Annotated in this window: 4 protein-coding genes; 3 read left to right on the forward strand and 1 reads right to left on the reverse strand. The window is 70.6% G+C overall.

The window, feature by feature from the left end; all coding sequences use genetic code 11:
- Positions 1 to 219: 219 nt before the first annotated feature.
- The 3 genes from BLU77_RS15650 (at position 220) to BLU77_RS15660 (ending at position 8,414) form a co-directional block, all read left to right on the forward strand.
- On the forward strand, positions 220 to 2,685 hold the full coding sequence (locus BLU77_RS15650; RefSeq protein WP_089773993.1) for a helix-turn-helix domain-containing protein: 2,466 nt from the start codon (positions 220 to 222) through the stop codon (positions 2,683 to 2,685).
- A gap of 501 nt (positions 2,686 to 3,186) precedes the next feature.
- The gene (locus tag BLU77_RS22755) at positions 3,187 to 5,613 is read left to right on the forward strand and encodes a LuxR C-terminal-related transcriptional regulator (protein WP_139177798.1); all 2,427 of its coding nucleotides are present in this window, start codon (positions 3,187 to 3,189) and stop codon (positions 5,611 to 5,613) included.
- A 284-nt stretch (positions 5,614 to 5,897) separates the two neighbouring features.
- A complete protein-coding gene (locus BLU77_RS15660) occupies positions 5,898 to 8,414 on the forward strand; it encodes a LuxR family transcriptional regulator (RefSeq protein WP_089773994.1) in 2,517 nt (838 codons plus the stop codon).
- 7 nt (positions 8,415 to 8,421) lie between these two features.
- Here BLU77_RS15660 and hrpA read toward each other — a convergent pair whose 3' ends face one another.
- Positions 8,422 to 12,747, reverse strand: coding sequence for an ATP-dependent RNA helicase HrpA (hrpA, locus tag BLU77_RS15665; RefSeq protein ID WP_089773995.1), 4,326 nt, complete (start codon positions 12,745 to 12,747; stop codon positions 8,422 to 8,424).
- Positions 12,748 to 12,754: the final 7 nt, after the last annotated feature.

The raw sequence follows: 12,754 nt of genomic DNA on the forward strand, positions 1-12,754 counted from the left end.
TCCTCCCTCGTGGTTCGTGGCGCTGACGATAGCGGGGCCTTCGGACATCGCCCCGGTGCACGGGTGAGGAGCGGGGGAATGCGTTGCACGGTTTCCCCGCGGAGCGGGCCTCGTGCGTCTTAGGATGCCGTATCGGTGGCCCGGTGAGACGGGTTCAGGTCGGGGGCCGGCCTGTGTGCCACCGCCCCGCCCGAGGCTTCGCGCGAGGAGGCACGGATCATGCTGGACCGTGACGCAGCGATGGCAGAGCTCGACCTTGCCGCGCCTGGATCGATCGTGCTCGTCGATGCTCCTCCCGGCGGCGGGAAAGCGACGCTGGTGCAACGCTGGCTCGAGGCTCGTGGCCGGTCCGCTCGGTGGCTGCCCGTGGCCGAGTCGGCGCAGCACGCCCGTCGCGGACCGTCCGCGGGCTCCGCACTCGAGGTGCTGCTGGTTCGCACTGACACGGTGGACCAGGCCACCCTTCGAGTCGTGCGAGCACAGTCGCCGACGGCTGTCGTGATCGTGCTGAGCACGGCAGGGTGGCCGACGAGCTGGCGCTCCACGGACCTGGCCCCGGACCGGGTGATCTCGGGTACGACACTGGCGTTCACCGCAACGGACCTCCAGGCGCTGGCGGCCTCGCGCGGGCTCGATATCTCCGATCGAGTTGCCGCTCGCGTCATCGCGGCCACCGGCGGGCTGCCCGGCGCCGTGGCTGCCGCACTGGAATCGGCCCCCGGTGATGGTCGGTGGGACTCATCCGCGCTGGCTTCCGGGTGCGACCATGGGGTGGCGCTCCTGCAGGCGGAGTACTCGGCCGAGCTGCTCGGCCCACTGCTGCTCTTGGCTCTGGCCGACGGGGGGTGCTCGGACACGGCGCGGATCCTGTGGTCGGCGGTGCAGGACGGGCCAGCGGTGCTCTCGGGCCTTCGGGGTGCCGGACTGGTCGTTGAGGCTGACACGCTGGACATGCTGCGGCTACCGGTCGGTCTGCGGGACGCGTTCCGGCGGCTGGCAGATCGTGAGCCGGGGCTGCGCGACGATGTGATCGCCAGGGCGGTGAGCCAGCTGGTCGAGCGCGGACGGTACGACGATCTTGTCTGCATGGCCAGCGTCCCAGCGCTACGCCCAGCCGTCCTCCCGCAGGTGGCAGAGCGATGGGAGCGGCTCGTCGACGTCCCCGCCCCGGTGCTCCTGGAGGCAGTCTCCGCACGCGGGAGGCGTGCTGGCTTGGACCCGCACCTGGCGATCGCGGCCGCCCGGGCCTACCTGGACATCACCCACACCGGACACTCCGGGCACGTCTCATCGGGGGACGTCAGCCGTGCCCAGGCGCTGCTCGACGGGCCCGCGGTGCGCGCCCTCACCGACGAGTCGGCCCGCCGTACCACGGTCATGCTCAGGGCGATCCTCGACCGTGCGAACGGCCACGCGGACCGCTCCGCGACCACCCTCGAGACCCTGCTCCGAAGCGCAGAACCTGAGGGCGAGCTCACGGTCAGTATCCGCGTCCATGCCGGGCTGAGCGCTTTCGCGGCCTCCCGGATCTCGGCAGCACGTGGGCACTGCACCACCGCGATGCTGCGTGCGGGCGACGCGGAGCGCGCACAGCTCGCCCACACCGCGCGGGATCTCGCGGCTTTGCTGAACCAGATCGACGACGATCCGCGCAGCTGGTGGCGGCAGAACGTTCCCCGCACGAGCACGACGGCTGCGATCGGAGATGGGCCGTCTCGCGAGCTCCTGTTGCTGGACGCCGTGCTGCGCGCTGACATCGCCAGGATGCGAGCCCTCGAACCGCGGCTCCGCCCGGAGCCCGTCGCGGAACCCCGTGCCCTCGCGCTGATCCAGGTGCAGATCGAGGCCCTCGCGCTGAACGCCCTGCAGCGACCTGAGGAGGGGATCGAGGTGCTCGGCGCACTCCGCGCGACGATCGGCCCGACCTCACCTCGGGAGCGGCGCATGCTGGTGGCAGCACACGCTGATCTCCTTGCCGCGGCCGGTCGCGGGAGGCATGCGCTCGACGTGCTGGAGGAGATGGCCTGGCACGAGGTTCCGGACGGGATCGCGGGACCTCCGCCCCTGGACCTGGCCCTGTGCCGCGCTCGGGTGTTGCTCACGTTGGAACGGTTCGACGAGGTGCCGACCACGGTGCACCGGGCATTGACCGACATCGGCCGGACCGGCGGACGATTCGTGTGCTGGGCACACGTGCTGCTCAGCCTGGCTGCCCGGGCCATGGGACGAGATGACGAAGCCGATCGTTGCCTCGAGATGGCTCTGGTGGCCGGCTGCGAGGCGGAGATCCTGTTCCCGTTCCTCCGGCAGGGACCGCAGTCACTCGACGACCTGATCAGTGCGGCCCAGCACCTGGACCTGGACGACGAGACACGTCGCTTCGTCGCGCGCTTGGTCCAGGTGCGCGAGGCAGTGGCGGGTGAACCCGGCGGAGTAGCTCTGAGTGAGCGCCAACGCCATGTGCTCCGTCTCCTTCACGAGGCACCCAACACTCGTACCCTGGCCCGCTGGTTGGCGGTGTCGGAGAGCACCGCCAAAGCGCATCTCGCGCAGGTGTACCGCAAGCTCGGCGTCTCGAACCGCGTTGCTGCATTGCGCGTGGGCCGTGCGCGTGGGCTGCTCGAGGAGCCGAGATCGATCTCGGCTCCGTCACCCACCGGGCTGGACGAGTCGACCGAGATGTGAGGTCAAATCCGGCAGCCTGCCTCCCCGCTCGGTCGGCTGTCCGCAGGTCGGTGTGGGTCACCCTCACCTCACCCTGGGTGGGATGGCCCGCAGATCACCCGCGGATCACCTGAGATCGGCCGGACACGCCGATGCGTCGGTCGGCAGACTGGTCTGTACACGGGCCGGGCACGCGATGCACCGTGCGGGTCGTCACCAGCAGGACCGATCAGAGGGGATTCCAGCATGGAGACGCAGGACCTCATGACGGTGTGGCGCTCAGCACCGCTCGTCTCACAAGCCGGGTTGGCTGCCCTTCGGGGTGCCGCCCTGACGATCCATCGGAGCCGTTCTCGAATCGGCTGATCCCGCCGATGGATCCCGGTGGCCGTTGCCTCTTTCTCCCCCTTTGACGGTAGCGGCCACTCGCCTGGCCCGTCACCGCAGTGCCCGCGGTGGCGGGCCAGGCACCCGATACGCGTGGGGAGCGCGTTGGCTCCCGCCACGGTTACGCTACGAGCCGTGACAGCCTCGGACGAACGAGCGGCCGCCGGGAACCCTCGCGCCGGCTCGAGCGCCCCGATGCGTCGCCGGGGGGTGCCCCGCGAGCGTGTAGGCGCCCAACGTACGGTACGTCCGGGCGGCTTCCTCCTGGTGGACGGACCCCCCGGCAGCGGTAAACGCACCGCCCTGCTCGATTGGGCCGAACGCACAGGCGTGGCTGTCGGTCCACCAGAAGGGACGAACACGTCTGATCCGGGCGTTGTGGCGATCCGGCTGCATGGCGATGCGACTGACCTCGAACGGGTCCGCACCGTCCAGCGGACGTGGCCCCACGCCGTCGTGGCTCTGCTCAGCACGAGCGGCTGGCCAGGCGCCTTCGGTGAGAGCGGCCTCAGCCCGGATGCTGTGATCTCCGGCAGTGAGCTGCAGTTCACTGTGCGCGAGGTGGTCGCTTGGGCGCACCGGCTGGGACTTGAGCTCGACGAGGCGGCAGCCGCCGCCATCCACCACAGCACCGGTGGTCTGGCCCTCGCCGTGGCCCGCTCGGTCCGGGCTGCAGCACAGGCAGGCGAGGTGACCGAGGCGGGCCTCGCCCAGGGGTGCACGGCCGCCGTCGATCATCTGCTCGGCTCGCTCCCCGCCGCGGCGGACACACTCCTGCTCACCGGCCGGGCCGACCCGTTGAGCACGGCCGCCATGGGTGCCCTCTGGGCTTGCGGTCCTGGTACGGGCACCCTGCGCACCTTGCGCACGTCGGGCCTGATCGCTGAGCGGGACGGTGCTGGCTCGCTCAGTCTCCCGCAGGGCTATCGCGACGCCCTGCGCCAGGCAGCGGAGCCGCGTCGAGACGATCTGCGTGCCGCCCTGGCACGTGCGCTGCAGACCCTCCTGCAGCGGGGCCTGCTGACCGACGCCATCACCCTGGGTCGAGTCGAACCGACACTGCTGCACGAGGCCTTGGCACCCCACTGGGAGCACCTCACGGAGGTACCGGTGACCGTCTTGCTACCCGCTCTGGAGCACGCGGACGCTCGCGACCCCCGGATTGCGCTCGCTGCGGCTCGTGCGTGGGCAGATCGCACCCATGCTGGGCACACCGGTGCCCTCCCGAAAGACGTGGTGGACCGGGCTCACGCTCTGCTCGGCCGCGCAGCCGAGTACGAGGGTGAGAACGTCCGCCTCATGGTGCGCATGCTCCGGGCAACCCTGGACCGGGCGACGGGAGACTACGAACAGGCGGAGCGCGAGCACGCCCTGCTCGCCGCCACCACGAGCGGATTCGGACCGGTACCGGCGGCGGTCCACCTGCACGCGGGCCTGAGCGCGTTGGCCGTGGACCACCTGCCGGAAGCCGCGCATCGTTTTTCGGTGGCCCAGGTGCGGGCGCGGGAGGGAGGCGCTCCCCGGTTGGCGCACCAGGCGGAGGACCTGGAGACGTTGATGGGGACCGTCCTGGACGACCCGACCTTGTGGTGGCGCAGGAGCGCTGACCGGACCCACCGCGAGGGAACCCATGAGTCGATCACCGCGCGGGCCGTAGCCCTGCTCGACGCCGTACTCCGACTCGACGTGTCTGTCACGCAGGCACTGGATCCGCACATCCCCGCAGCCACCAGCGTGCAGGAGCCGCTGGCACTCGGCCTGCTGCACGTGCAGGCGGAGGCTCTCGGCCTGAGTATGCTGCACCGGGCCGCCGAGGCGTTGGACGGGGTACTCGGGGTACGGGCGGCGCTCGCTCCCCGCGCCCTCTCACCGTTCGAACGCCGCCTGCTGGAGACCACGCATGCCGAGCTCCTCGTCCTCAACGACCGTGCCGAGGAGGGGCTCGAGTTGCTGGATCAGCTCGTCATCTCGGACGAGCTCGGTGGCCGAGCGAATGCCGTGCTGCATCTGGCTCGTGCCCGCGCACTCCTGGCGCTGGGCCACAACGACGACGTGGTCGTTGAGCTCGACGCGGTCGTCCAATCGTTCTCGGGACGTGGCGGTCGCTTCATCGTGTGGTCGCAGGTGATGCTGGCGGTGGCACACTATGCCCGCGGCTGCACGGCGAAGGGGGACCATAGCCTGGAGGCAGCGTTCGTGGCCGGCGAGCGCTCTGTGCTCCTGTTCCCGTTTGCCCGGCTCGGCCTGGACACGTTGACCGTGCTGCTCGGGCGGGCCGAGCAGCTCGACCTCGACGACGTCGTCCGCACCTACGTCGACCGGCTGACCCAGGCACACGGCGACCTCGTCGCGTTGTCGTACGGAGCCAATCCGCTCAGCACGCGGGAGCAGGTGCTGCTCGAGCAGCTCGTGCACACCGGCAGGATGCGTGAGCTGGCCCGGACGCTGCACGTCACGGAGAACACGGTGAAGTCCCAGCTCCGAGCGGTCTACCGCAAGCTCGGTGCGACGAACCGGGCCACTGCCCTCCGCATGGCACGACAGCGGCGGCTGTTGCCCTGAGAAAGTGAGAGAGGCACCGCACACCAGGTGCGGCGCCTCTCTCTCGGCGAACGACGCTCAGGTGCGGGGGAGTCACCGGAACGTGCTGTGGCCGTGGGACTACAGTGACACGTGACTACAGGTCGGACCAGGGTTCTGCGCCACGTTCACCATCGAATCACCCGCGCATCACCCGCGTGGTCAGGCATGTGGTGACGGCGACCACAGGCGGTCGGACCGTGACCGAGCACAGCAGGGTGCTCGGTGCCATGATCGAACGTAGGTGAAAGGACGGTGCCGATCCGATGCTCGATCGGCCGGAATGGGGGGAGCGGATGTTGGGCGAGGACCCCGCCGTGTACGCCCGGCCGCGGGTAGTGCGCCTCGGGGCATCGTTGCGCCAGGGAGCGACGGTCCTGCTGCGCGGTCCGCACGGCAGCGGGATGTCCACCGTCGCTGAACAGTGGGCGGACGCCGCCACCGGACCGGTCCTGCGTCTCACCTCCCCCGGTACCGTCCTCCCGGAGCACGACGCACCCTCCCCGCAGGTGGTGGTCCTGACGGTCCCCACTGCCCGACGTGCCGAGGCCGAAGCGATCCGGAACGTGCGGGAGCGATGGCCGCAGGCGGTGCTGCTCGTGGTGAGTCCGTGGGGCTGGCCGGACGGGCTGGACGTCCTCGGTCTCCGTCCGGACACGGTGATCACCGGTCGAACGGTGGCGTTCACGGCACAGGAAGTGGCCGAGCTCGCTCACTCGCGGGGAGCTCCCCTGGATGCGAACGAGTGCCGCGAGGTGCTGGTGGCGACCGCGGGTCAACCACCGTTCGTGAGCGGGGTGCTTCGAGCTGCGGAGCGTTCCGGGCACTTCTCCGAGGCAGCGGTCCGCGACGGGTGCGACGTGGCGATGTCGAGCCTGGCCACGTCCGCCTTCCACGGTCTGATGCCCTGGCCGATCTGGGAGGCCGGGCTGCTCACCGCCAGCGCGGACGGTTTCAGCGCCCAGGGGCTCGCCGTCCTGTGGGACCTCCTGGCCGAGGATGGTGCGGCCGTCCTGCACACGCTTCGGCTCGGTGGTCTGATCCTGCCGCAGGGCGATGACCTGTTCGGTTTCCCTCGCGGTATCCGCGGTGCAGCGGCCCGCCGCCTGACCACCGACATCCCGGAGGACCGGGTGGTCGAGCTGCAACGGCAGGGCTGCGCGGCACTGATCGAGCGAGGGCACCTGGCCGACGCCCTGGCGCTCACCGCACGCACACCGTCACTGACGACTGAGCTCGTCGCCGAGCATTGGCGTTCGGTCGCCGACATCCCCGCTACCCGGGTGCGGACCTGGCTGCGTGGGATGGTGCACGCTGGCACCGACCCTCGTGTGCTGCTCGCCCACGTGCGCGCCATCGTCGACGCCACCCATCACGGATACCCGGGCTATGTCACCGACCCTGATCGAGAGCTCGCCGCGCACCTGCTCGACCGGGTCGGTGATCACCCGCCCGAGCTGGAAGCGGAGATCGGCCCGATGCTCGACGTGATCTCGGGCGCGATGGACCGGGCGAACGGGCACCATGCCGAGGCGTTGCAGACCCACCAGGCGCTCGCCGAAGACCTGACCCTGGATCCTCGCGACCGGGTGGTCGCGCAGCTGCACACGGGGCTGACCGCCATCGGCGTCGGCGAAGGAACGACTGCCGAAGCGGTACTTCGTGGCGCCCGGACCGGTGGGTTGGCGCAGCACGACCGACGCCTGAGTGATCTGGCGAACGAGCTGCACGCGCTGACCGTGAGCGCCAGCTCCGATACCGCCGCGTGGTGGCGGTTGATGGCCGAGTCCGGCCCGATCCAGTCCTCCACCTGGGAGCTGCCGGCCCGGGCGTGGCGCCTGTCGATCGCGTTGAGCCGGCTCGATATCGATATGGTGCGGCGCTTGATGGACCGGCCCTGGAGTCCCGTGCTGGACGACCCGATCGGTGTGCACCTGCTCGACATGCAGGCCCGCGTGATCGCCCACAGCGTGCTGCGTACCCCCCGGATCGCGTTGAATCACCTGGCGATCATCGACGCCTCCTCCCGGCGCGACCACCTGTCCGACTCCCAGATGCAGCAACTGCGTTCCTACCGGACCGAGGCGTTGCTCGCCGCAGGGGAGGCGCGGCGCGCTCTGGACATGATCGAGGAGGCGCACGGGACCGAGCCCGAGCACTACTACGTGGAGGTGTACCGGGCCCGGGCGCTGATGCAGCTCGGCCAGACCGATGCGGCCGTGCGTGCTCTCACCTGGGCGAGGGACGCCGACAGTGCACGTGCGGGACGACACCTCGTCTGGATCCATGTGCTGCTCGCGCTTGCGCACGAGGAGCTGGGGGAGGACAGGTCCGCGCACACCTGCCTCGAGGATGCCCTGGTACTGGGTGCGGCCTCCGGCATCTCCCTGCCGTTCGCCCGGCAAGGGCTGGAGGCGATGACGACGTTGCTCGCCCGCGCGGACGAGCTCACCGTGGACCAGGCCACGCGCCAGTACCTGACCGACCTGCAGACGGCGCGGGACCGCCTGCGCGGGACCGCCCAGACGCAGCCGCTGACCTCTCAGGAACGCAAGGTCGTGATTCTGCTGGCCCGGGACGACTCGGTCCGGGCGATGGCCGCCGCGTTGCACGTCTCGCCGAACACGATCAAGACCCAGCTGCGCAACATCTACCGCAAGCTCGGTGTGCGCAACCGCACCGAGGCCGTTCGCGCGGCGCGCTCGCTCGGATTCGTCGACGACGCCGACAAGGCCACGACCGAATCCGGCCGGTCGCAGTGGAGCGCCGAGCAGCCCGGCTGATCGACGCTCAGACCGCCGCGAGTGCTGTGCGCACCCGCTTGGCCGAGATCGGCTCGGCGGTGCCGAGCTGCTGGGCGAAGAAGCTCACCCGCAGCTCCTCCAGCTGCCAGCGCACGTGCTCCAGCCGGGCGGTGCGCACCGGGTCGCCGTCCGTGCTGCGGCGGGCCGCCCACCACGCGTCGGACAGCTCGCTCAGCTGCCAGGCCAGGTCGGCATCGCGGCGGGGGTTGTCCGCGGCCTTCTGCAGGCGCACGACGGCGGCCCGCAGGTACCGAGGCAGGTGCGGCAGCCGGTCGGTCGGCGTGCTGGTGAGGAAGCCGGGGCCGATGAGTGCCTGCTGCTGATCCCGTACGTCCGTGAGCACATCGAGCAGGGCCATCGAGGTGGTCGCCTTGATGCAGCCGTCCAGCTCGCGCGAGAGAGTGAGGATCTCTGCGGCGAGTGCCGCGATCCGGTGCGCCTCGTCCTCCAGGCCGTCTCGCAGCCTGGCAACGAGCTGTTCGAACTCGTCCCGACGGCGCACGGTCGCCAGGTCCGTGCCGGCGGTGAGGCCGCCGATGGCGGCCAGCTGCAGGTCGCTCACCAGGGCCTCGGTGCTCGGGTACGGGCTGGCCGCCAGTGCCAGGGATTGCGCCGAGCTCCACCGGGAGGTGACCCGGTTCGTGGCCAGCGCGAGCCGGTCCAGCAGCAGCGCCCGGACCCCGGCTCGGTGGGCCACGGCCTGGTGGGCTGAATCGGTCAGCACCCGCAACCCCACTCCGCGAGTGCGGGCCTTCTCGCTCACCTGCTGAGACTTAGCCGAAATCGCCCGCACTCGCTCGTCAACGAGTGCGGGATATCCGCGGACCTCGAGCCCGCCGGGCCCTGTCGAGGTCACCGAGGTGGGGATGTGGTCCAGCGAGGGCCAGTCGGTCAGGCCGGACTCCTCGGCGAGCCCGGGCGTCAGTCCGGTGAGGTCCGAGCCGGCCCCGCTGCCCGAGCCGGCCCCGCTGCCCGAGCCGGCGCCACGGCTCGGTTCCTTCGGCACCGGGCCCCGCGCCTGGCTGAGCGCACCGCGCACGGCGGAACGGACGGCGTCGGCGGACTCCCGGGCGAGCCGGCGCTGCAGCTGCGCCAGATCGTTCCCGGTGCCCATCACGGCACCGCGCTCTCCATGCACCTGGAACGTCATCTGCAGGTGCGGCGGCACCCGGCTGGCATCCACATCGCCCGGGGTCACGGTCACCTCACGCATCTCGGCCACGCACCTGGCGAAGGCATCCAGGAAGGAGGGTGCGCCGTCGGGGGCCGGTGCCACCTCGGCCCACTCCGGCAGGCGCGCCACCGCCTCACGGGCTACATCGGGGGCGGGTACGAGGTTGCGGCGCAGCGGTTTGGGCAGGGCGCGGATGGTCGCGACCACGAGCTCGTCCACCAGGCCGGGCACCAACCAGTCGAAGCCGTCCGGGCGTACCTGGTGCAGCACCGCGATCGGGATGTGCACCGTGACGCCGTCACTCTCGGTGCCCGGTTCGAACTGGTAGCTCAGCGGCAGGGTGAGATCGCCCTGGTGCCAGGTGTCCGGGAAGGCATCAGCGTCCAGCTGCTCCTGCTCGGGGATGAGCAGCTCCATGGTGAAGTCGAGCAGGTCCGGGGACTCGTGCCGGGCCTTCTTCCACCAGGAATCAAAATGCCGAGCAGTGACGACCTCCCCGGGGATGCGGGCGTCGTAGAAGTCGTAGATGCCCTGATCGTCGATGAGCAGGTCGTGCCGGCGCTCGCGGGCAGCCACGGCCTCAGCCTCGGCAAGCAGCTCGGCGTTGGCGGCCACGAAGGCGTGCCGGCTGCGCCAGTCGCCCTCCACCAGGGCGCGGCGGATGAACGTGTCCCGAGCCTCGACGGGGTCCACCCGCGCCAACGGGACCGCCCGCTCGGCCACGATCGGCACCCCGTACAGGAGCACCTTCTCCTTGACCATCGCCGCCCCCTGCTTGGCGGACCAGTACGGCTCGGCGTGCACCCGCTTGACCAGGTGCTCGGCGAGCGGTTCGGCCCACTCGGGCTTGATCCGGGCGACGGTGCGCGCGAACAGGCGGGAGGTCTCCACCAGCTCGCCGGCCATCACCCACGCGGGGTTCTTCTTCGCCAGGTGGGAGCCGGGGAAGATCACGAACCGGGTGCCGCGCGCGCCGGCGTACTCGCGGCGGCGCTCGTCCCAGGAGCCGATCTGGGAGAGCAGGCCGGCGAGGAGGGAGATGTGGATGGCGTCGGCGTTCTTCTCGGCCTGTTCTTTGGTCTGCTCGCTCGGGTCGTGCCGCTCGTGCCCCAGCGGAAGCCCCAGCTGCTTCACCATCTGACGCAGTTGGCTGTGCACGTCCTGCCACTCCCGGATCCGCAGGAAGTGCAGGTACTCGGCCTTGCACTGGCGCCGGAATGCCGAGGAGGAGAGGTCGCGCTGCTGCTCGCTCAGGTACCGCCACAGGTTCAGGATCGCGAGGAAATCGGACGTCGGATCGGCGAACCGGCGGTGCTTCTCGTCCGCCGCCTGCTGCGCCTCGGCCGGGCGCTCGCGCACGTCCTGCACCGACAGGCCCGCCACGATCACCATCACCTCGCGCAGGCAGCCCTGCGTCGCGGCCTCGACGATCATCCGGCCCATCCGGGGGTCGATCGGAAGCTGCGCGAGCTGGCGGCCGGTGCGGGTCAGGCGACTCATGCCGCCGTCCGCGGTCGGTTCGATCGCACCCAGTTCGTGCAGCAGCTGGACGCCATCGCGGATGGCGCGCGAGTCAGGGGAGTCGAGGAAGTTGAACCGGGTGATCTCGCCGAGACCGGCGGCGGCCATCTGCAGGATCACCGAGGCGAGCGAGGTGCGCAGGATCTCCGGTTCGGTGAACTCTGGGCGGCCGTCGTAGTCCCGGGCCGAGTAGAGCCGGATGCAGATGCCGTCGGCCACGCGCCCGCACCGGCCGGCACGCTGGTTGGCGCTGGCCTGGCTCACCGGTTCGATCGGCAGGCGTTGCACCTTGGTGCGGTTGGAGTACCGGGAGATCCGGGCGGTGCCGGTGTCGATCACGTACCGGATGCCCGGCACGGTCAGGGAGGTCTCGGCCACGTTCGTGGCGATCACGATGCGGCGGGTGGTGTGCTTCTCGAACACCCGGTGCTGCTCGGCTGCTGAGAGCCGTGCGTAGAGGGGCACCACCTCGACGGCGTCGGCGGCGTGGGCGGAGGACCTCACCATCCCGGCCTTGACGTACCGGTGCCCGAAGTGGGAGGCGAGCGCGTCGGTGGCGTCGCGGATCTCCCGCTCACCGGAGCAGAACACCAGGATGTCGCCCGGGCCGGCGGCCATCAGCTCATCGGCGGCGAGGCAGATCCCGGTGGACTGGTCGATGGCCTCGTCGCCGTTGGTGACCCCCTGCTCGGGTGGGCCGCCGGGAGAGGAGGCTTCGCCGTCGGGGTCCTCCAGATCGGGGACCAACGGCCGGTACCGCACCTCGACCGGGTAGGTGCGCCCGGACACCTCGATCACCGGAACCTCGCCGGCGGTCGTGCTGAAGTACTCCGCGAACCGCTCCGAGTCGATCGTGGCCGAGGTGACGATCACCTTCAGGTCGGGCCGCTGGGGGAGCAGCTGGTGCAGGTAACCGAGCAGGAAATCGATGTTCAGGGAACGCTCGTGCGCCTCGTCCACGATGATCGTGTCGTACCGGTGCAGCAGCGGGTCGCGCTGGATCTCGGCGAGCAGGATGCCGTCGGTCATCACCTTCACGAGCGTGGTCGGCGAGACCTGGTCGGTGAACCGCACCTGGTAGCCGACCACGCCGCCGAGCTCGACGGAGAGTTCTTCGCTGAGCCGCTCGGCCACCGTGCGGGCGGCGATCCGGCGCGGTTGGGTGTGCCCGATGGTGCCGTGGATCCCGCGCCCGAGCTCCAGGCAGATCTTCGGGATCTGGGTGGTCTTTCCGGATCCGGTGGCCCCGGCCACGATGACCACCTGGTGGTCGCGGATGGCGGCGGCGATGTCCTCGGCGCGGGCGGAGACGGGGAGCTGGGCTGGATAGGAGATGGCCGGGCGGGCGGCTTCCCGTTTCGCGATCAACTCCGGCGACGGCGGCCGGTAGCCCTGGCGCTTCGGGTTCGGCCTGCGCTTGGGGTCGCCCGAGCGGCCACGGCGGGGGTTGCCAGAGTGACCGCGGCGCCTCGGCTGGTGATTCGGGCGCTCCCGGTGCTCGGGGCGGGGGTTGGTCTCGCTCACTCGTTCGCTGGCTCGGGTCGGCGGGTCGGGCGTGATCCATTGTCGCTGACGGGGGCGAGTGTTTTGTCTGAAGGATCGACGCTTGCGTGTCATACCGTGG

Origin of the sequence: Ruania alba (assembly GCF_900105765.1) — a bacterium.
Lineage (GTDB): Bacteria > Actinomycetota > Actinomycetes > Actinomycetales > Beutenbergiaceae > Ruania > Ruania alba.